Origin of the sequence: Micrococcus sp. KT16 (assembly GCF_003315015.1) — a bacterium.
Lineage (GTDB): Bacteria > Actinomycetota > Actinomycetes > Actinomycetales > Micrococcaceae > Micrococcus > Micrococcus luteus.
Window position 1 is genome coordinate 18,449 of sequence record NZ_QNRG01000006.1, and the last position, 19,872, is coordinate 38,320.

Annotated in this window: 23 protein-coding genes; 5 read left to right on the forward strand and 18 right to left on the reverse strand. The window is 71.3% G+C overall.

The window, feature by feature from the left end; all coding sequences use genetic code 11:
* Positions 1-49: 49 nt before the first annotated feature.
* The gene (gene hrcA, locus DE149_RS06745) at positions 50-1,063 is read right to left on the reverse strand and encodes a heat-inducible transcriptional repressor HrcA (RefSeq protein WP_036317200.1); all 1,014 of its coding nucleotides are present in this window, start codon (positions 1,061-1,063) and stop codon (positions 50-52) included.
* Between the two features lie 170 nt (positions 1,064-1,233).
* On the opposite strand from hrcA, the gene DE149_RS06750 reads away from it, so the two are divergent.
* Positions 1,234-2,094, forward strand: a complete 861-nt coding sequence (locus DE149_RS06750; protein ID WP_036317197.1) for a DUF3097 family protein — start codon at positions 1,234-1,236, stop codon at positions 2,092-2,094.
* A gap of 94 nt (positions 2,095-2,188) precedes the next feature.
* Positions 2,189-2,608 carry a DUF4870 domain-containing protein gene (locus DE149_RS06755; protein WP_002854682.1) on the forward strand — a complete coding sequence of 140 codons (420 nt, stop codon included), beginning with the start codon at positions 2,189-2,191 and terminating at the stop codon, positions 2,606-2,608.
* Positions 2,609-2,623: 15 nt separating this feature from the next.
* Here the strand turns inward: DE149_RS06755 and hemW are convergent, their stop codons facing one another.
* Both hemW and lepA read right to left on the reverse strand, forming a co-directional pair.
* Positions 2,624-3,904: a radical SAM family heme chaperone HemW gene (hemW, locus tag DE149_RS06760; protein WP_036317191.1), complete on the reverse strand. Its 1,281-nt coding sequence runs from the start codon at positions 3,902-3,904 to the stop codon at positions 2,624-2,626.
* A complete protein-coding gene (lepA, locus tag DE149_RS06765) occupies positions 3,905-5,764 on the reverse strand; it encodes a translation elongation factor 4 (protein ID WP_036317188.1) in 1,860 nt (619 codons plus the stop codon).
* A 111-nt stretch (positions 5,765-5,875) separates the two neighbouring features.
* On the opposite strand from lepA, the gene DE149_RS06770 reads away from it, so the two are divergent.
* Both DE149_RS06770 and rpsT read left to right on the forward strand, forming a co-directional pair.
* Positions 5,876-6,538: a type II toxin-antitoxin system PemK/MazF family toxin gene (locus DE149_RS06770; RefSeq protein WP_036317185.1), complete on the forward strand. Its 663-nt coding sequence runs from the start codon at positions 5,876-5,878 to the stop codon at positions 6,536-6,538.
* 195 nt (positions 6,539-6,733) lie between these two features.
* The gene (gene rpsT / locus DE149_RS06775) at positions 6,734-7,000 is read left to right on the forward strand and encodes a 30S ribosomal protein S20 (RefSeq protein WP_002854699.1); all 267 of its coding nucleotides are present in this window, start codon (positions 6,734-6,736) and stop codon (positions 6,998-7,000) included.
* Positions 7,001-7,101: 101 nt separating this feature from the next.
* On the opposite strand, the gene holA is transcribed toward rpsT, so the two are convergent.
* On the reverse strand, positions 7,102-8,121 hold the full coding sequence (gene holA / locus DE149_RS06780; protein WP_036317182.1) for a DNA polymerase III subunit delta: 1,020 nt from the start codon (positions 8,119-8,121) through the stop codon (positions 7,102-7,104).
* A gap of 10 nt (positions 8,122-8,131) precedes the next feature.
* Positions 8,132-9,871, reverse strand: a complete 1,740-nt coding sequence (locus tag DE149_RS06785; RefSeq protein ID WP_233490717.1) for a ComEC/Rec2 family competence protein — start codon at positions 9,869-9,871, stop codon at positions 8,132-8,134.
* 217 nt (positions 9,872-10,088) lie between these two features.
* Here DE149_RS06785 and DE149_RS06790 point away from each other — a divergent pair, with 217 nt between their 5' ends.
* Entirely contained in the window at positions 10,089-10,409 is a 321-nt protein-coding gene (locus DE149_RS06790; RefSeq protein ID WP_147084466.1) for a hypothetical protein, read from the forward strand.
* A gap of 593 nt (positions 10,410-11,002) precedes the next feature.
* Here DE149_RS06790 and DE149_RS06795 read toward each other — a convergent pair.
* The 13 genes from DE149_RS06795 to DE149_RS06850 all read right to left on the reverse strand — a co-directional run bounded on the left by DE149_RS06795 (position 11,003) and on the right by DE149_RS06850 (position 19,868).
* The gene (locus DE149_RS06795) at positions 11,003-11,275 is read right to left on the reverse strand and encodes a hypothetical protein (protein ID WP_147084467.1); all 273 of its coding nucleotides are present in this window, start codon (positions 11,273-11,275) and stop codon (positions 11,003-11,005) included.
* Positions 11,276-11,692: 417 nt separating this feature from the next.
* Positions 11,693-11,869: an HNH endonuclease gene (locus DE149_RS11960; protein WP_113914199.1), complete on the reverse strand. Its 177-nt coding sequence runs from the start codon at positions 11,867-11,869 to the stop codon at positions 11,693-11,695.
* A 172-nt stretch (positions 11,870-12,041) separates the two neighbouring features.
* Positions 12,042-12,392 carry a hypothetical protein gene (locus DE149_RS06805; protein ID WP_113914200.1) on the reverse strand — a complete coding sequence of 117 codons (351 nt, stop codon included), beginning with the start codon at positions 12,390-12,392 and terminating at the stop codon, positions 12,042-12,044.
* Positions 12,393-12,572: 180 nt separating this feature from the next.
* Positions 12,573-12,887, reverse strand: a complete 315-nt coding sequence (locus DE149_RS11965) for an HNH endonuclease (protein WP_370446020.1) — start codon at positions 12,885-12,887, stop codon at positions 12,573-12,575.
* A complete protein-coding gene (locus tag DE149_RS06810) occupies positions 12,863-13,813 on the reverse strand; it encodes a hypothetical protein (protein WP_113914201.1) in 951 nt (316 codons plus the stop codon). Before DE149_RS06810 ends, DE149_RS11965 begins: the two co-directional genes overlap by 25 nt.
* A gap of 336 nt (positions 13,814-14,149) precedes the next feature.
* Positions 14,150-14,386: a hypothetical protein gene (locus DE149_RS06815; RefSeq protein ID WP_113914202.1), complete on the reverse strand. Its 237-nt coding sequence runs from the start codon at positions 14,384-14,386 to the stop codon at positions 14,150-14,152.
* A 213-nt stretch (positions 14,387-14,599) separates the two neighbouring features.
* Complete coding sequence (locus DE149_RS06820) at positions 14,600-14,794, reverse strand: hypothetical protein (RefSeq protein WP_113914203.1); 195 nt, start codon at positions 14,792-14,794, stop codon at positions 14,600-14,602.
* Positions 14,795-15,033: 239 nt separating this feature from the next.
* On the reverse strand, positions 15,034-17,118 hold the full coding sequence (locus tag DE149_RS06825) for an AAA family ATPase (protein WP_147084468.1): 2,085 nt from the start codon (positions 17,116-17,118) through the stop codon (positions 15,034-15,036).
* Positions 17,115-17,429, reverse strand: coding sequence for a hypothetical protein (locus DE149_RS06830; protein ID WP_113914205.1), 315 nt, complete (start codon positions 17,427-17,429; stop codon positions 17,115-17,117). Before DE149_RS06830 ends, DE149_RS06825 begins: the two co-directional genes overlap by 4 nt.
* On the reverse strand, positions 17,426-17,647 hold the full coding sequence (locus tag DE149_RS06835; protein ID WP_113914206.1) for a hypothetical protein: 222 nt from the start codon (positions 17,645-17,647) through the stop codon (positions 17,426-17,428). Before DE149_RS06835 ends, DE149_RS06830 begins: the two co-directional genes overlap by 4 nt.
* Positions 17,648-17,730: 83 nt before the next feature.
* On the reverse strand, positions 17,731-17,973 hold the full coding sequence (locus tag DE149_RS06840) for a hypothetical protein (protein WP_113914207.1): 243 nt from the start codon (positions 17,971-17,973) through the stop codon (positions 17,731-17,733).
* Between the two features lie 103 nt (positions 17,974-18,076).
* Positions 18,077-18,475, reverse strand: coding sequence for a hypothetical protein (locus DE149_RS06845; RefSeq protein ID WP_113914208.1), 399 nt, complete (start codon positions 18,473-18,475; stop codon positions 18,077-18,079).
* Positions 18,468-19,868, reverse strand: coding sequence for a recombinase family protein (locus DE149_RS06850; protein WP_113914209.1), 1,401 nt, complete (start codon positions 19,866-19,868; stop codon positions 18,468-18,470). Before DE149_RS06850 ends, DE149_RS06845 begins: the two co-directional genes overlap by 8 nt.
* Positions 19,869-19,872 lie beyond the last annotated feature (4 nt).

The window sequence follows — 19,872 nt, forward strand, 5'->3', positions numbered from 1 at the left end:
GGACGTGGGGCGATGCGGGACGGGGCCCGCCAGGACGCGTGGAGGCGCGTCAGGTGGTCAGGATGCGGGAGAGATAGCGGGCGATCGCCCGGACGGCGGCCATGGTGCCCGGGTAGTCCATCCGGGTCGGACCGATGACGCCGACCTTCGCCACGGCGCCGGGGCCGTAGGCGGCCGCGACCACCGAGGTGTCCGCGAGCGATCCGGCGTTCTCGGAGCCGATCCGCACGGACACCCCGTGGGCGTCCTGCTCCATCTCCGTGAGCAGGCGCAGCAGCACCACCTGCTCCTCAAGCGCCTCCAGGATCGGCCCGATGGACGCGCCGAAGTCCCCCGGGGAGCGGGCCAGGTTGGCGGTGCCGGCCAGGACGATGCGGTCCTGCCGGCCGGCCTCGAGCAGGTCGTGGACGGCCGCGGCCACGAGGGCGGCGGACTGCCGGTGCTCCGGGCGGACCCGGGTGACGACGTCGTCCACCACGGTGGCCGCCTGCACCGGACCGAGCCCCAGCAGGGCGTCCAGCAGGAGGCCGCGGAGCACGGACAGCTCCGCCTCGTCGACCGGACGGTCCAGCACGGCGTGCCGCTGGTCCACCCGCCCCGTGGACAGGATGAGGACCACGAGCACGCGCGTGGGCGCGAGGGAGACCAGTTCGAGGTGGCGGATCGTGGAGCCGTCCTCGTGGGGGAACTGCGCGACGGCGACCTGCTGGGTCAGCTGGGCCAGGAGGCGCACCGTGGACTCCATCATGTGCTCGGTGTCCGTCTCCGGGTCCAGCAGGGTCCGCACGGCCCGGCGCTCGGCGGGGGACAGCGGCTTCACCTCGGAGAGGCGGTCGACGAACACGCGGTAGCCCTTGTCCGTGGGGACGCGCCCGGCGGAGGTGTGCGGGGCCACGATGAGGCCCTCCTCCTCGAGCGCAGCCATGTCGTTGCGCACGGTCGCGGAGGACACGCCCAGGGCGTGCCGTTCCACGAGCGCCTTGGAGCCCACGGGCTCGCGCAGCGCCACGTAGTCCTCCACGATCGCCTGGAGCACCTGCAGGCGGCGGGGCTGCTCCGACATCTCGGTCCTCCTCTGGTCCGTCGGGATCCGGGGCGACCCCGGAGGTGCCCCTGGCTGGCACTCCGGCGGGTCAAGTGCCAATGCTACCGTCCGACCCGGGGGACGACCCGACCGGCCCGCACGGCTTCGCTCACGGTGATCGCCCGCCCCCGTTGCTACCGTGCTCTCCCATGGACTGGAGCAGCTGGGGCCCCGCGGGCCACGACGACCTGACGCGCCGCCCCGCCCGGACCGTCCCCGATGTGCCCGCCACCCCCGGCACGGTGGTCGAGGACGTGGCCTCCGGGTTCACCGGGGCCGTGAGCGGCATCGAGCGCTCCGGCGGCGTGCACGTGGTGGTCCTGGAGGACCGCCGCGGCGTGCGCCGCGGCTTCCCCCTCGGCGGCGGCTTCTGGATCGACGGCGAGCCCGTGACCCTGGTCCCCCCGACCGCCGCGGCCCCGGCGGCGCCGGCCCGCACCGCCTCCGGCTCGCGACGGGTCGAGGGGGCGCGGGCCCGCACTGCCCGCGCCTCTCGCATCTGGGTGGAGGGCGTGCACGACGCCGAGCTGGTGGAGAAGGTGTGGGGCGAGGACCTGCGCCTCGAGGGCATCGTCGTGGAGCCCCTGCACGGCGTGGACGACCTCGCCGGGGCGATCCGTGCGTTCGCCCCCGGTCCGCGGCGCCGGCTCGGGATCCTCGTGGACCATCTCGTCACCGGGTCCAAGGAGGAGCGCCTCGCGGCCGAGGCCATGCGCGTGCCGGGGGCCGCGGGCAACGTGCTCATCCTCGGTCACCCCTACGTGGACGTCTGGCAGGTCATCAAGCCCTCCGTCTTCGGCATCCCCGCGTGGCCCGTCGTGCCGAAGGGGCAGGACTGGAAGACGGGGATCCTGCGGGGACTGGGCTGGCCGCACGGGAGCAAGGAGGCCACGGGGCTGGGGTGGAAGCGGCTGCTCTCCCACGTCACCACGTACGCGGACCTCGAGCCGTCCCTGCTGGGCCGCGTGGAGGAGCTCATCGACTTCCTCACCGCCGCACCCGAGCACTGATCTCGGCGCGGCCCCCGCCCGCCCGCGCTATGCTGGCCCATGCCCTGCGCCCGGTCCCCGGCGCGCGGGTCCCGCGATCCAGGAGGAGCCCCTCGTGAACACCCGCGCGCAGCCCGACGCCGGCCGCACCGGCCACGGCCCGCCCGCCTGGCTCGTCTCGGCCGGCGGCCGCGGCGCCCCGCTCACGGCGAAGCAGGACCGTGACCGCGCGGCGCTGGCCCATCTCAGTCTGGCGTTCGGCGTGCTCGGCCCGCTGGTCGTGTGGCTGCTCTATCGCGACCGCGGCCCGTTCACCTCGCAGGAGTCGCGGGAGGCCCTGAACTTCTCCGGGCCGCCCACGCTCATCACGCTCCTGTTCTTCTTCCTGTCCCTGTTGCCGGTGGTCGGCCCGATCTTCGCGATCCTCGGCGCGCTCACGTGGGCCGCCATGGCGGTCTACGGCGTGATGGGCGCCTCGCACGTGTCCAAGGGCCGTCCGTTCCGGTACCCGTTCAACCTGCGCATCCTGCGCTGACCCGGGGTCGGCCGGTCAGAAGCCGGCCAGCGCCCGGACGATCGCGTCGTTGCGCAGCCGCCCCTCGAGCGTCGGGATGATGCGCCCGTCGACGGCGGCGCGCCCGTCCAGCAGGCCCGCGGCGATGAGTTCGGCGATCGCCCCGCGGATCCGCGCGGCCTCCCCCGGCGTCTCCGAGACGAGCTCCGCGGTCGGGAGCCCGCCCACCGTGCGCACCGCGAGCATGATGCGCTCGAGGCGCCGCGCGTCGGCGTCGGGCCGCTCGCGGCCGACGGCGGGGGTGACCCCCGTGGCCAGCCGCTGCGCGTAGGCGGCGGGGTGCTTGGCGTTCCAGAACCGGACGCCGGCGAGGTGCGAGTGCGCGCCCGGGCCGATCCCCCACCAGTCCTGGTCCTCCCAGTACGCCACGTTGTGCCGCGCGCGGTGGACCCCGGACCCCCGCGGATCCCGCGCCCAGTTGGACACCTCGTACCAGCGGTAGCCGGCGGCGCTGAGCAGCTCCTCGGCGAGCAGGTACTTGTCCGCCTGGTCGTCGGGGTCCACGTCCGCCACCTCGCCGCGGGCCACCTGGGCCCCGAGCTTGGTGCCCTCCTCCACGATCAGCGAGTACGCGCTCACGTGGTCCGGGGCCAGGACGACTGCGGCCTCGAGCGTGGCCCGCCAGTCGGCGAGGGACTCCCCCGCGGTCCCGTAGATCAGGTCCAGGGACACCTCCAGGCCGGCCTCGCGGGCCGCGGCGACGGCGGCGGGGACGGACTCGGGCCGATGGGTGCGCTCGAGCGTGGCGAGCACGTGCGGCATCGCGGACTGCATGCCCAGGGAGAGGCGGGTGAAGCCGCCGGCCGCGAGCTGGCGGGCGTACTCCGGGGTGATCGTGTCCGGGTTGGCCTCGGTGGTCACCTCCGCGCCGGGCGCGATCCCGAACCGGTCCACCGCCGCCTGGAGGATGCGCACGAGGTCCGCGGCCGGCAGGAGCGTGGGCGTGCCGCCGCCGAAGAACACCGTGTGCAGCGGGCGGGCGGGCACGTCCGAGGACGCGAGCACGTCCGCGGCGAAGTCCAGCTCCGCGACCGCCGACTCCCAGTAGTCGCCGCGACCCGCGCCGGGGCCAAAGTCGACGGCCGTGTACGTGTTGAAGTCGCAGTAGCCGCAGCGCACCGTGCAGAACGGCACGTGGACGTACAGGCTGAAGGTGCGCGCCGCGCCGTCGCGGGCGGCCGCGCGCACCCGCTGCCCGACGTCGGCCGGCAGCCGGCCGTCGTCGGGGACGGGCTCGCCGAGGGGCAGGGCGGGCACTTACTTCTTCGCGGCCTGGTCGGCGCCGGCGCCGTCCGAGGATAGGGCGGCGATGAAGGCCTCCTGCGGGACCTCGACCCGGCCGACCATCTTCATGCGCTTCTTGCCCTCCTTCTGCTTCTCGAGCAGCTTGCGCTTGCGGGAGATGTCTCCGCCGTAGCACTTGGAGAGCACGTCCTTGCGGATCGCGCGGATGTTCTCGCGGGCGATGATGCGCGAGCCGATGGCGGCCTGGATCGGCACCTCGTACTGCTGGCGCGGGATCAGCTCCTTGAGCTTGCCCGTCATCATCACGCCGTACGCGTAGGCGTTGTCCCTGTGGGTGATGGAGGAGAACGCGTCCACCTGTTCGCCCTGGAGCAGGATGTCCACCTTGACGAGGTCGGCGACCTGGTCGCCGTCGGCCTTCCAGTCCAGCGAGGCGTACCCCTTGGTGCGGGACTTGAGCTGGTCGAAGAAGTCGAACACGATCTCGGCCAGGGGGATCCAGTAGCGGATCTCCACGCGTTCCTCGGAGAGGTAGTCCATGCCCTTGAGGTTGCCGCGCTTGGCCTGGCACAGCTCCATGACGGCGCCGATGAACTCCGCCGGCACGATGATCGTGGCCGAGGCCATGGGCTCGCGCACCTCGAGGATCTTGCCCTCGGGGAACTCGGAGGGGTTGGTCACGGTGACGACCTCACGGTCCTCCCGGGTGACCTCGTAGACCACGTTGGGCGCGGTGGAGATGAGATCGAGGTCGAACTCGCGCTCGAGGCGCTCGCGCACGATCTCCAGATGCAGCAGACCGAGGAAGCCGACGCGGAAGCCGAAGCCCAGCGCGACCGAGGTCTCCGGCTCGTAGACGAGCGCGGCGTCGTTGAGCTTGAGCTTGTCCAGGGCGTCACGCAGCACGGGATAGTCCGAGCCGTCGATGGGATACAGGCCCGAGAACACCATGGGCTTGGGGTCCTCGTAGCCACCCAGGGACTGCTCCGCCGGGTGGGCGTGGTTGGTGACCGTGTCGCCCACCTTGGACTGACGCACGTCCTTCACGCCGGTGATGAGGTAGCCCACCTCGCCCGCGGCCAGACCGTTCGTGGGCACGGGCTCCGGGGAGGAGACGCCGATCTCGAGGAGCTCGTAGGTGGTGCCCGTGGACATCATGCGGACCTTCTCCCGCGGGGAGAGCCGGCCGTCCACGACGCGCACGTACGTGACGACGCCCCGGTAGGTGTCGTACACGGAGTCGAAGATCATCGCGCGGGCCGGGGCGTCCGCGTCCCCCTCCGGGCCGGGGATGGCGCGGACCACGCGGTCCAGCAGGTCCTCGACGCCGACGCCCGTCTTGCCGGAGACGCGCAGCACGTCCTCGGGCTCGCAGCCGATCAGGGAGGCCAGCTCGGCCGCGTAGCGGTCCGGATCCGCGGCGGGCAGGTCGATCTTGTTGAGCACGGGGATGATCTCCAGCTCGTGCTCCATGGCGAGGTAGAGGTTCGCCAGGGTCTGGGCCTCGATGCCCTGGGCGGCGTCCACCAGCAGGATCGCGCCCTCGCATGCGGCCAGCGAGCGGGAGACCTCATAGGTGAAGTCCACGTGCCCGGGGGTGTCGATCATGTTCAGGGCGTAGTCCACCCCGTCCACGGACCAGGGCATGCGCACGGCCTGGGACTTGATGGTGATGCCGCGCTCACGCTCGATGTCCATGCGGTCCAGGTACTGGGCCTTCATGTCGCGAGGCTGCACGACGCCGGTGGCCTGCAGCATGCGGTCCGCCAGCGTGGACTTGCCGTGGTCGATGTGGGCGATGATGCAGAAGTTGCGGATCACCGAGGGGTCGGTGGCAGCGGGCACCGGGGGGTTCGACGCCAGGGGCGACACGGGCACTTCCTCTACGGGTGACGGGGACGGGACTCTGACCGCCTAGTCTCTCATGTCCCGCCGCCGACCCGACCCGGACGCCGGGCCCGCGCGTCCACTAGATTCACGCCCATGGCCTTCGACCTGCATCGCGCCCTGTCCCTCGGCCGCCGGACGGCACGCCTGATCGGCGCCCTCCGCGACGACGCCCGGCCGCGTCGAGCCGCCTCTGAGGCCGGTCGACGGGCCGGCGAACGGAGCGGCCCGTCGCCCTTCCCGGGCCCGCCCGGGCCTCCCGGGCCCGCGTGGGACCCCACGGAGCCCACCGACTCGTGGCCGATGCCCGGGCCCGGGCAGGAGCGCCGGCCCCGGCGACAGGACACCGACCGCCACGTGTCCCTGCCGGACTTCACCGGGACCGTCCGCGTCGAATACGCGCCCGCGCCCGGGCCGACGGCCGGGCCGGGCGAGGTCGTGTGGACCTGGGTGCCGTACGAGGAGATGGACGGCCGGGGCAAGGACCGCCCCGTGCTCCTGATCGGCCGGGACGGGGCGCTCCTGCTCGGGCTCATGCTGACCAGCCGGGACCGGAACAACGCGCTGACCCGCGACGAGGACTACGTGGACGTGGGCGCAGGCGCCTGGGACCGGTCCGGCCGCGCCTCGGAGGTGAAGCTGGACCGGGTGGTCCGCGTGGATCCGGCCGCGGTGCGCCGGGAGGGCGGCGTCCTGGACCGGGCGGCCTTCGACCGGGTCACGGCCGCGCTGGCCCGCGCCCGGAGGCGGGTGCGCTGAGTCGGCCGCGCGGATCGCGGGGTCTGGGTGGTAGGATCGTCCGCATTGTGTCCGCCGGTCGACGGGCACCCCCGGAACGGGTCATCATCGGTGTTCCCCACGCCGCTCAGTCCACGGATCCGGGCACCCTCCACGACCCCCTGTTCATGCGGCGCCCGGACCCTCGTCCGCGCCGCCGACGACGAAGGACCCGATTTGGCTAACATCAAGTCCCAGAAGAAGCGCATCCTCACCAACGAGAAGGCGCGCCAGCGCAACGTCGCGGTGAAGTCCGAGCTGAAGACCGCCATCCGCGCCGTGGACAAGGCCGTCGCCGCCGGCGAGGCCGAGGCCGCCGCCGCCGCCCTGCGCACCGCCTCCCGCAAGCTGGACAAGGCCGCCTCGAAGGGCGTCATCCACAAGAACCAGGCCGCGAACCGCAAGTCCGGCATCGCCGCCCGCGTGAAGGCCCTCCTCGGCTAATCCACGCCCCCGGCTGTGACCGCGGCCCCCGCCCCGAGCGATCGGTGCGGGGGCCGTTTCGTGTCCGGGCTGCCCCCGTGGGGTGCCGTCCGGCGGCGCCGTCAGCGGCTGACGGCGGTGGCCACGCGGATGACCGCGCGCTCGACGGCGAACTCCGGGTTGCGGGAGGCGCCCTTGGCCTCGGCGTCGGCCTGGGCGATCCACTCCACGGCCTGCGCGATGCCGGCCGCCGTCCAGTGCCGCGCCGCCTGCTGGATGTAGCGCACCTGGAACGGGGCCACCCCGAGCAGGGACGGCAGCTCGGCGGCGGGCCGGCGGGCGTCGATCATCCGCGCCACCTGCCGCGCCTTGAGCGCGAGCGCCGCGGTGATCATCACCGGGTGGACGCCGGTGGCCATCGCGTGCCGCACGAGGGACACGGCCCTCGCCGCCTGCCCCTCGAGCGCCGCATCGGCCACCGCGAAGCTCGTGGCCTCCACGCGGCCGCTGTAGTAGGTGTCCACGGTCTCGACGGTGACGACGCCCTCGGTGTCGTCGACGAGCTGGGCGCACGCGGCCGCGAGCTCCGTGAGCGAGGCGCCGGTGGCGCGGATGAGCGCGCGGGCCGCCTCCTCGTCGATGCGCCGACGCCGGTCGCGGAACTCGGCCTGCACGAAGGCCAGCCGCTCCTCGTCCTTCTTCAGCGGCACGCACTCGACCACCGTGCCGGCCTGGGCGACGGCGTCCAGCAGCTTCTTGCCGCGGTTGCCGCCGGTGTGGCGCAGCACGAGCGTGACGTCGTCCGCGCCGGGGCCCTGCTGGACGAGGCGCAGGGCGTCCTCGAGGAACGCGTCGTTCATGGCCTCGAGGCCCTCGACCGTGATGAGGGTGGGCTCGGCGAAGAGGGACGGGCTGGCCGCGGTGGCCAGCTGGCCGGGCTGGTACTCCCCCGCGCGGAGCCGGTGGATCTCCAGCTGGCCGTGGCGCTCGCGCAGAGCCTGGGTCACGCGGTCCGTCACCCAGCGGGCGGCATGGTCCTCGGGTCCCTTGAGGAGCATGAGCGGGGCGGGCTCGGCTCGCCGCCAGGCCAGCGGGTCGGTGCGGCCGGCTCGGCCGGAACGGGGGCTGCGGGCGGCGGACATGCGTCCCATCCTAGGGTCCGGTGCGGACGCTCGAGGGCGGGCGGACGGTGTGAGCCGTGATCTCGGGCGCGCCGTCGGGGTCGGGGCCGTCCGCGGCCGTGAGGGCCAGCGTGCCGTGCAGGTCGGTGCGGGCCACCGGCCCGAGGCGGCCGAGCGCGTCCACCGTGGCCCGGTGGGGGTGTCCGTACGGGTTGTCGGCGCCCACGGAGACCATGTGCAGGCGGGCGCCGACCGCGCGCGGCACGGCCGTCCCACCGTTGCGGGCCCCGTGGTGGGCGACCTTGAGCACGTCCACGCGCGGCGGAGCGGCGGCATCGGACCGGTGCCCCGCGACCCATGCCGCGGAGGCGTCCTCCTCCATGTCGCCGGTGATCAGCGTCGTGACCGGACCGGCCTCGCTCTCGACGGTGACCAGCACCTGGGCGGAGGCGTCGTTCTCCTCGGGGGCCCGCGCGTCGGCGAGCAGCACGTGCCACCGCACCGGCCCGGCCGTGCCCGTCGCGCCGGTGCGGAGCCGTGCCGCGTCGGCGGGCCGGTCGACGCCGTCCGCCTCGCCGCCGCGCCCTCCCCTGCCCTGCGCCGGCGCGTCCCGGGTCGCGTAGTGCACCGCCCCGCGGGAGGCGCGGTCGACCACGCCGGGCAGTCCCCCGGTGTGGTCGGCGTGCAGGTGGGTGAGCAGCACGGCGTCCACCCGGTCGACGTCGAGGTCGTCGAGGCAGCGACGAGCGAGCCCAGGCTCGGGCCCGACATCGACGACGACCCCCGCGCGCGGGCCGGACCGGAACACGGCCATGTCTCCCTGGCCGACGTCGCAGAACGCCACCGCCCAGTCCGGCGGGGCCGCGCCCGAGGCCCGCGGCACGAGGACCGCCCCGACCGCACCCGTGGTGGCCGCGGCCAGCGCGGCGGCGAGCACGACCAGGGCGGGGAGGCGCTCGCGGGTCCGCGGCGCGCTGCGGCCGACACGCCGCACCGGGGCGGCCCGGCGTCGTTCGAGCAGGAGCACGGCGGCGAATCCGAGGAGCGTCGCGGCCACCAGCAGGACGCCCAGCCCGGCGCCGAGGGCTCCGGCCGGCCACGGACGCAGCGCCCCGGGCAGGGAGGCGCTGGTGTGGGCGACCCACCCGATCCAGGCCGCGGGCCACTGGATCACGGCGACGAGGGCGGCGGCGATCCCCGGCGCGGGCAGGGCGAGGGCCGCGGCGAGGGTGCCCAGGACGGTCACGGGCGGCACGGCCGGGGCGGCCAGCAGATTGGCCGGCACCGCGTAGGCCGACACCTCACCGGTCATGGCCAGGATGATCGGCTGGCAGGCCAGGTGGGCGGCCACGGTCACCGCGAGCGACGCCGAGAGCCACCGCGCCACGACGTCGGGCAGCACCCGGCCGAGCCCGGCGTGCAGCGCACGGTCGAGGGGCGCGCCGCCCAGGACGATGCCCGCGGTCGCCGCCAGGGAGAGGTGGAAGGCCGGTTCCACGGCGAGGGCCGGCACCGCGACGAGCAGGGCCGTGCCGCCCACCGTCAGGAGTCCGAACGCCTGCCGCGCGCGGCCGAAGAACACCGCGAGGGCGCCGAGAGCGCCCATCACGGCCGCCCGGAGGACCGACGGCTCCGGCCCCACGACGACCACGAACACCCCGAGGACCGCCAGCCCGGCGCTGAGGACCACCGCCCGGTGCACCCGCGCGCTGCGCAGGGTGATCGCGACCGCGCCGAGGATCATGGCCACGTTGGCCCCGGTCAATTTCACTAAGAGGTGTTGGACCAGATCGGTCCGACGAAAACGCCCCGGCGGTGCTGGAACACCCCGGGGCATGGACACCACGTGATCAAGGACGTGACGCCGTGAATCAGCCTACCCGCACCCTCCCCCAGCTTCTCCAGCCCGTCGCCCGCGCCGCTGTCTCTGTGGCGCTCACCGTGGCGGGATTCTTCATGCTTTCGCTCCCCTCCGTCCTTGTGGGGGCGTGCTGACGATGGGCGACTACTACCAGGACAACGCGGCCCGTGTCCTCGCAGACCTCGGCGCGCACCACGACGCGGACCCCGGCCCCCTCGCGGACGCTGGACGCGCCCACCACGGCGACATGCACGCCGGGGTGATCCTCGGCATGGACGGGGCGATCCTCGCCCACACGATCCGGGACGCCCGGGGCACGTACCGCGTGCACAAGCCGTTGAACCAGGCGTTCGCGTGGGACATCTACGCGGCCCGCCACCTGCGCCACCACGGCCCCACGGCCCATGTGCCCCTGTGGCGCGTCTTCACCGGCCAGGGCGTGCCCTAGAGCCTCCAGCCCCCGCACGCGGGGCCGCGTCCTGTCCACCGTCACAGCGCCGGTGGACGGCACGAGGTCACAGCGTGATCCTCCAGCGTGGAAAGCCTGCCGAGCTGCTAATCAACTCAGGCGCGGTGACACCCCTCCCGAATCGTCCGAACCGCCGGACGAGGGAACGCCAGTCGACGGCGAGTCCTAGGGCCAGCACGCGAGACGCCTCGGATTCCGAGGGGTCCCGTACCGCTGGGCGCATGTCGCAGAGTGGGGGCGGAGGGCGGCGGGTTTTCTGGGATGAGGGACCGGGAGACCTGGGCCCGCAGGGCTCCGCTAGCCCCGTAGGGGCCTGGCAACCACCTACCTGGTCCAACCCTCGCAGTAGAACACCACCCGTACCCCCGGAAACACGAATGGCCCCGACCATCCCGCAACGGGACGGCCGGGGCCATTGTTTCTATTCGCGTTGTGGACAACTCACGCCCACGCCGTCAGGCTGCGCTAGGTTGTCCACAGCGCCGCCCGCCGCACCCCCCTCCGCTGGCCCGGCGGCGTCAGGTGCCCCCGGCGATCCCGTTTCAACGCCGGGGGCACCGTCATACGCCGGGCTACGCGGACCCGTGGCCGGCCAGCCTCGCGGCGCGACGCTCGGCCAGCTGGTCCAGCGCGGACACCTTCACCGGGGCACGGGCAGCCGTCAGCTCCGCAAGATCGGCCACGAGATCACGGTCAGCCTTCGCCAGCGCGGCCACGTCCCGGGGCGTGGCAACCATGAGCGCCGCACGCACCCGCCTGAGCGCCCACCGGATCGACGCAGCAGGATCTTCGGTCAGCGGGATCTCAACCTCGGCCTCCCTGCCGTAGCCCACGAGCACAGACACGAGGGCGGTCCGGTCATCCGTGCTCTCACGGGCAGCCCGGGCCACCTCAGCAGGGCCAGGCTCACGGCTCGCAGCGGGCACGTAGGCCGCTTTCTCCCGCTGGCGGCGGGTGTAGTCCCGGGCAGCAACCCGGCACGCATCACAAGCCTTCTCTCCGGCGCGCAGATGCCGCTTATAGGCCGCGTGAGTGCCACAAGGTGCAAGGGATCGGGGCATAGGGGTTCACCTCCTGGTGAGGGGTCAGAAACGGCGCGCAGACGCGCCACGAGGGGCCACTACAGGGGCCATGCTGGGCGCCCTGGGCCTGGGATTCCCTTAGGAACGGTCGAGAGGGAGAGATCAGTAAACCGGCAGGATTGAGAAGGGGGGCGGGCAGGGGTGGGGGGCGGGGTGCTTGCCTCACGTTCGGCCGGTGCTTCACCATTGGCGCGTGGTCTTTGGCTTCGGAATCATTTCTATGCTCATACGCTTTCCGCGTCGTGAGTTGCATGATCTGTGCGCTGGTCGCAGCTCTCCCATCAGCTTCCCTCCTAGTGCGCGCGGCGTGATGTGGTCGGCGGTGAGGCTTACGCCCTCGGGTCCGGCCCAGCCCACTCCGCAACGGTCTCTGGAGATAGGCGCGACTCATACATCCGATCCATGAGGGCGCTATGCCGTGAGTGCCAGGCGTCAAAATCCTCCGGCGTCCCCGAGCGCCACAGCGCACACCACTCGGCCACAATCGCCGCATGCTCGGGGACCATCTGCACGGGACGACGCCGCCGCCTCACGAGACGCTCCGCATCTGCACCCCGTACGCGCCACGCACCCCGCGACGCTGGGGGCGGTTGTCCTCGGCGTCCGGGATACGCAACGCCGCGATCAGACGGGCCAGGACGATGGACTGTTGCCGGGCCTCCACCATCAGCGGTTGCGCCACCTCATCGCCACGGGCATTCGTAACGGTCAGCGGTGCGTCCTCCAGGGCGTCCGCCAGTGCGTCGAGCCGGTCAGCGGTCCGGCACGCCTCCAGCAGCGTCAGTTCTTCATGCGCCTCTAGATCGAGCACATCGGTTGTCTCCTTCCACAGGCGCGCTCCACGCTCTCTAAGGCCCTCGGGGATTCGTTCACGGGTCATTACAGGTCTGTCCTTTCAAAGTGCGTGAGAACGGCACTCAGGGCCGTACACGCGGGGTTCTGGGGGTCAAAGGGGGTTCCCTCGCGCGCGAGGGATTGTTTTAGGTCGCTCACAATGTCAGGCGCTAAACGGTACCGGCCGGAAAACCTGGGGCTCAGGATATCCCCCTCCCCTATTGCTTTAGGTTCGGCGTCCGGGATGTGGTTCTTCGCGCTTCCATTTGCGTTTTGGTGAACGTTTTGTTCTTCCACCATCTGAACCTGTTCGCTTCATGTGGCACGAACGACAGAGCAGCCTTAGGTTGGCTAGTGAGTGGTCCATGCCACGCACTATGTGGCCCACGTCGGTGCCCTTGCTGCCACATAGCACGCACAGCCCTCGGTCCCGTTGGATTACTGCCTTGCGGCGGTCGGGGCAGGGCGGGCGGCGTCGCATTGACAACCACCCGCCCTGGCCTCGGTTCGCGCTGGTCAGCCCTGGCGCTTCTCCCACCATGCGGCGGCGTACCCGGCCCGGGTGCTCACGTCGTAGCGAGTGGACTGGACGCTGCCGTGGTCGGCGGCCATAGCGGCGAAAGCGGCGGCGTCGGCGCGCTCGGCGGCGGCGTCGTAGGCGATCCCCACGCGCTCCCCGGGTCGGGCGTCAGCGGTGGCAAGGTCGATCCAGGGGCGCAGCGGGGCCACCTCCGGGCTACCCAACCATTCCCAGCCACCGGCGAAAGCGGTGATGTTCTCGCCGACGCGCACGACGTCTCCGTCTGCGCGGAGCATGGAGGGGCCACCCACGATGGGGCTGCGGTCTGCGGCGGCAGGGTGCAGGAGGTTCCGCCCGTACCGATGGGCGGGGGCCTCATCGTCCACGCCGTCCACAACGTCGAGGACGGCGGCGGCCAGGCTCATGCGTTCGGCGGTGTCCACGAGTTCGCCCCAGTGGTCGGCGGCGGTGGTGCCGAGCACGTGGTGGGCCAGCAGTGGCCCGGCGTTGAAGTGCTTGCGGTGCACGTCCACGAACTCTTCGGAGGCCCGGTTGAAGTACGCGGCGACGCTCTCGCGGGCGTCGTGAGCGGCCCCGTAGGCGGCGCTCACCTCGGCCTGGACGAGACGCGCCATGACGGCGGGGTCATTGAGGGCGTCTACGGCACCGGCCAGGCTCTGGCGGCGGGCCAGGGCGTCCGTGAGGGCGTCCCCGTTCGCCGTGGCGGCAGCCTCGGTGATCTCGTGTTCGACAGTGGCAGCGTCGCGGCGCTTCTCGGCCAGGAGGCGGCTGTGTGCGGCCTGGGCCTCGCGTGCGGCGGTCAGCCGCTTGGAGGGCTTCACGCCGATGTTCTCCAGCTTGTTCACGAGGGCGACGGCACGGGCGCGCTCACGGGTGAGCTGGGCGGTGAGGTCGTGGACGGTGGGGGTGTTCATGGTGTCAGTCATGGGGGGTGTCCTTTCGGGACGGAGAGGGTTTAGGTAAGGGGGTGGCCCGGCGTCGTGGTGACGCCGGGCCGTTTGAGTGACCGCCCGCATCGGCGGATGGGTGATCTGCCTTTCATGTGTACGTGCGGTATTTGCCGGTCACTCGGGCGCAGGCGGGTTTTCACGGCCTCTAGCTCGCTCGCCGCCTTGATTCCGGCCCCGCGGTGTTGCAGGTCCGCCGGCGATCTTTACGCCAAGTCGTGGGGGGCCTCGTGTTCAGTGGAGGCCGCATGAATACGCTCGATGTGTTCGCGTCGTAGACGGGCCAGCCAAGCCAGGAGGGCGGCGCGGGTGTGCTCATCCATCGGCAGCCCCTTGGCAGGTGTCCGCGGCGTCGTGCAGTTGGTCGGCCAGCGTCCGCGCCTGGTCTGGGGTCAGGGTGAGCACGGGGAGGCGGTCGCGGAAAATCATCACGCCCGGCACGGTGCCCCCGTCCGGGTGCCCGCGCAGGATTGCGTTGGCCCGGGATTTGCTGGCGGTGGTGAGGTCGCGGGTCCACCGGTCGCGGTTGGCGATGAACGTGCGGCGGGTCATCCCGTCACTCCTTCTCGGGGTCGGTGGTGGGCAGCGGGGCGGCGGGTGTGCCGTCCGCGTTGGTCATGGGGGGATGGTTCGGGCGGGGTGCGCGTGGCCCCTTCCCGGCCGGATGCCGCCTCATGGCGTCCAGCAGCTCGGCGCGTCGGTCTCTCCCGCCTCGTGCGAGGGCGATGAACCGGCGCACGTCGGCATCGGTGTGCCTAGGGCGGGTCATGCGGCCTCCCGGGATCGGTCGAGGGCGTAGCGGATGCTGTCGCACTCGTTGCGCAGGTACGCGAGGTCAGCGACTAAGCGCTCTAGTGCGGTGGTGGCGGCGTGTTTCGGTGTGGGCCGGGAGAGAGTGCTCACGGGTGGGGCGGGCTTGAAATCGATGTCGAGCCAGGTGTGGCGGGTGGTGGTGCTCATGGCCTTTTTCCTGTCGATTCTGGGGTGGTGGTACTTCGCTCTAACCCCGTCCCCCCCATAAAGGGGGGGGACGAGGTTAGTTAGCTCGTCCGGGACGAGGTTGGACGAGGTTGGACGAGGTTGTGATTTTCCGCGTCATCATGCGGTCAAACCTCGTCCCAGGTCCGTCCGGCGAACCTCGTCCCAAACCTCGTCCCGAGAGGGGTCTGTGGGACGAGGTTCGGGACGAGGTTCGGAGGTCAGGACAGGGGCGGGTGGTACGCCTTTCCGCCTCCCCTCCCCTCCCGTCTGCGCTCCACGATCTGCCCCGTTTCGAGGGCGTGTTGCCGTGCCGCCCGGACCTCGGCGGCGCGAGCCGGGAACGCCGCTTCGATCCCCGCGCCGGAGACGCCGGGGTGAGCGGTGACGTAGTCCACGACCTTGGGGACAAGGTCATCCAGCCGTTCGGTCTGCCGGTCCTGCGTGCGGTTGCCCTCCGTGTACGAGAGGTGACGGGTACCCGCGTCGAACTCCAGCCGGCCCTCGGATACGTCCACGTCTCGGCCCATAGCCTTGAAATATCGGGGCGCGTCCGTGGCGTCCCCATCTCGTACGAGAGTCCACAGCGCGTCGCACGAGTCCGCGAACTTGGACGAGCCGCGCGCCCGCTCCCCGCTGTGCCCGTGGTGGTGGACGATCAGGCTGTTCTGTACGCCCGCCTCGGCCATGAGCGCATCCCAGCCCGTGAAGAACCCGCCAACGTCCGTCGATGAGTTCTCCTCCAGCCCCAGCGCGGCCAGAACCGGCCCCACCGGATCGAGGATGACCGTCTGCGCTCCAGCGAGGATGCGCGCCCACTGGGCACGATTGGCCGGCTCCGTGGGGTCCAGCGTCTGAACCCGCCCGCGCAGTGACACCACGCGGACCCGCTCCGGGTGGCGCACCTTCACGGCCCGCAGCCATCGGGCCAGATGGCCCTCCGTCATCTCCGTGTCCAGCAGCACCACGCGCCCGCCCGTCTCGGACAGGTTCACCGGGGCGAACCGATCCAGGAACGGGGCACCATCGGCCAGGGTGCGGACAAGATTCCCCATCATGGTCGTCTTGCCCCCCTTGGCCGGGGCGGTCAGCATGACCCGGCCGCCCAGGGGCCACAGGTCCTCCAGCAGCCATGAGGCTTCATCGTCTGCGTGGGCGGCGATGAACTCTCCCATGTCCACAGGTACCGGCGGCGGGGCCTGAGCTGCACGCTCAGCGGACACCATGCGCCGGGCCGCCTCCGTGACTCGCAGACGCTCGGCCGCCTCCGCGATCGCACGATCCCGGCTGTACCGCTCCACGGCCCCAGGCGCCTCCGTGACGGCCTCGGGGGCCGGGGCGGTCCTCGGGACCACCGGACGGTCCGTGAACCCGTCAGCGGCCAGCGCACGGGCGGCGGCGGCATGGTCCCCGCCATGTTCCAGCACCGCATACGCCCCGAACTTGGAGTAGGGCGTCTCGGCGTCAAACATGGTCGAGGTGCTGAACACGTACAGCCCGCCGTCCTCGCGCGTCGTGGCGCTGGGCCCCTCCGTCGTGGACTTGCCGGGACGGGTCCAGTGCGTCTCTACCCCGCTCGTGTGGTGGACCTGCCAGCCGTGGCGGGTCAGCAGGTCGGCCCACGTCGTGCGGGCGGCCCACAGGTCGCCAGGGCGCGGACCCTCGGCCCGCTGGGGCGTGGAGGTCGGCGCAGGGGCCGGCACACGTTCGGGCGCGCGATCCAGTGCCCTGAACAGCCCGTGCAGCGCCTCGCGCTCAGCAGCGGTCAGCGTCGGCACCGTCTCCGGCCCACCGTCCAGGCGCTCCCACGCCCGGCCCGTCTTGTGCGTGGTCCCACCGGAGGGGGCGAGGACCACCTGCCCACCCTGGCCCCGCGTCTCCGCGATGGTCTGCCGGGCTTCGGTGGCGGCAAGCTTGGTGTTGCCAGGCACGTCCATGCCCTCCACGCGGTAGAACCAGTGGACTCCGCCAGACGGGGATAGTTCGCACCATCCCCCGTTCACGCGCTCCCAGAGCTCCAGCAGCCCAGCAGCCCCGGCGGCGCGTCCCACGTCCTCCAGCAGCCCGACATGAGCGCCTTCGATTTCCAGCATCTCCAGACCGCCGGAGAGGGCACCGCACGCGGCCCCGATAGCCCGGTAGCGGGGATCGTCCCCGCCGAACCATGCTTCGAGGTCGGCGGCGGTCGTCCGGTGTGACTGCCACGCCTTCAGCGCAGGCGCCTTGGTGCCGTCGTGGCGAACGGGGATCACGTTCACCCCGGCAGCGTGCATCTGTCGGGCCGTGTCGATCAGCGCGGCGCTCATGCGGACCACCCCGCGATCGTCTCCACGGGTGCCACGCGGGCCAGGATGATGGACGCCCGATGCCCGCGCATCGTCGCCCTGGCGGCGGCCTTCTCGGCAGCGTCCAGGGAGAGCATGAATCGGCGCCGGTAACGGACGCGCTCGGGCTCTTGGACTGCGACGATGAGGACATGCACGCCTTCCAAAAGGTCGGCGGCGTCAGGTAGAATGGCGGCAGACTCAGGCTCTCTGGTGGTGGCCGGGTCGGTTGGATTCATGGACGCCGTTCCCAGGGTGTGGGGGCGGCGTTCTTCCATGTTCGGGAGCATCATGCGGTCACCCCCGCCCGCTCCATGTCCACGTTGCGCGCGGCGGTGTTGCCCGTGGGGTCGAATCCGTGGAGGACGTGAGCGGGCGCGCCGCCCAGTGCGAGGGCCTGGGCGAACTCGTGGGGATGCATCTGGCCCAGCGCTTTCAGGTGCCGCTCGGCCCATGAGGTCGTCACACCGATGTGCCGGTGGAGGAACGTCACGGCGTCCCGCTTGGACATGGCGCGAATCATGCGCTGTACGGCCCGCACGTCGAGTCGGCCAGTGTCTCCGACCGTGGGCCGGGTGAGGGTGGCGGCGGCGCTCAAGCGGCATCCCGCGCCTTGGTCGGGCGCAGCAGGGCGGCGATGCGGTCGCGCTGGGCGTCCGTCAGGGGCGGGGCCTCGGCCACGACGGCTGAGACGTAGTCGGCGAGAGTGGCCGCAGCGGCGTCACGGCGAGCTTCGACGAGCTGGGGATGACCGGCGGGACGGTGCCGATTGAGGACGTTTGCGCGGGCGATTGCGGCGCGGGCGTCCGGGGAGAGTGAGGGCCGGGAAGATGGCACGGGAGAGCCTTTCAGCGTGTCCCGAACCTGCCCAATGGTCCGGCGTTTCCCGTGCTGGTGGGGCGCTTCACTTGTTTTTACAGTGTACCACAGAATCCTGTAGTCACAACATGGTCCGCACCGGCTTTCCAGGCCTGCCCTCTTCGGCGGCACGCAGGATGTCCCAGGCCGAGATGCGTACGTTCTGCATGTGCTGGCAGGTGGCGTCCATACCCGTCACCGACTCGGCACCTTCAAAAAATTCCAGCCATTGAATGCGGGGCTTCCAGATCACGCCGTCAAAGGTATTGCGTTCCCGCGCGCGCGGGTTCGTCTCGGCTTCATGGCGGGCCGGGGAGAGGCGGTAAGGGGGTGCGTAGAAATACAACTCGCCCTCATGAGGGAACACCTGCCCCAGTAGGCATCCCTTCTTCTTGCACCTCCATTCCGCAATAACGGCGGCCTTCAGTCGGCCTGACTGCTTCAGTGCGTCATACACTTCCAGCGGGGTCGGCTCACTCATCGTCTCCACCCTTCCAAGTGATTCGTATGCGCTCCGGGTCGAACACCTTGCTCCCAGGCTTCGGGGCAGGGTCAATCTCGATGTTCACGAGGGCCGCGACAATGGACCGTTTCAGCAGCATGTCTGCCTCGGCCCACCCGTCAGCCAGTGCGGCGGGGTCCGCGATGGTCGGTACAGCCGGTGTCGCGGCTCGGGCGATCTGACCGCGCTTCTCGTCAATGTCCGCCATGATCCTCGCTTCGACGGTCGCGAGACCACGCGGGGACAGCTCGCCGGCTGCGGCCTCGGCATAGATGCCTTCTAGCCGCTGCTCCAGCGTCCGCAGCTCGCGTGCGAGGTCCACGACGCCTTCCCCGGCGGGACGGTTGGACACCTCCAGCGCGTCCGGCTGGCGCAGACGGGCCACCATGACGGCATTCACAAGGTCATCGGCCCAGGTTTGCCGAATGGCCGTGTGGTGCGCGCTGCATTCATAGCGTGCCGCGTTACGGCCACTGGCCGGTACGCGCTTCATCTTCGATCCACATACGCCACACCGGGCCAGGCCGGAAAGTAGGTGCCTCGGCTCCGACCCATGATGTGAGAGTGCCTGATAGCGGGGTGCGGAGAATACACCCTTCAGCGCTTCGAACTCCTCGGGCGTGATGATGCCTTCCCAATCAGCATCCCCGATGACTTCCCCCCGGTAGACGCGTTTACCGGCGATGGTGGGATTGGTGAGCACGCGCTTGATACGCACCGTGTCCCACGGGTTCAACCGCATGCGTGGAACGTCGCGTTGCGAAAAGTCTTTCGCGATTGAGTAGAGACTCTCGCCGTCGAGCACACGCCGCGCCATTTCGCGGATTAGTGGCGCTTCCGTTTCGTGGGGCACCTGACGAACTAGCGCGCCGGTCGTCGGATCGTACTCTCGCGCGTATCCGAACGGAATGCGCCCGTGCGGCTTCCCCGCTTTAGCCTGGGACCGGACGGTGCGCTGAATGCGCTTCGCGGTGTCGTCTGACGAACGTTCGGCGGTCAGCATCTCCAAGCCGGTCATGAATGCATCGTCAGAGCGTGACAGGTCATAGACGCGGCCAGAGTACGCCCACAGCACGCCCTCATCCCGGCAACGGCGGCGCAACTCGGCATACACCTCTAGGTTGCGAGTTGCACGGGACGCCTCCCAGGTGACGAGCACGTCATAGCGCGACAACTCGCCCATGAGCACATCCCATGCGGGCCGGTCCTTCGTTGAGTAACGGGACGCGCTGCGGTCGTTGTCCACATGGACGCTGGCAACTTCCCATCCCTGGGCGGTGCAGAACTCGCGGCACTCAGCTACCTGCTCATCAACGGACCGCTCCAGTTGTCGGCGATCCTTTGAGACCCGGGCGTAGATGACGGCCTTCATGCTT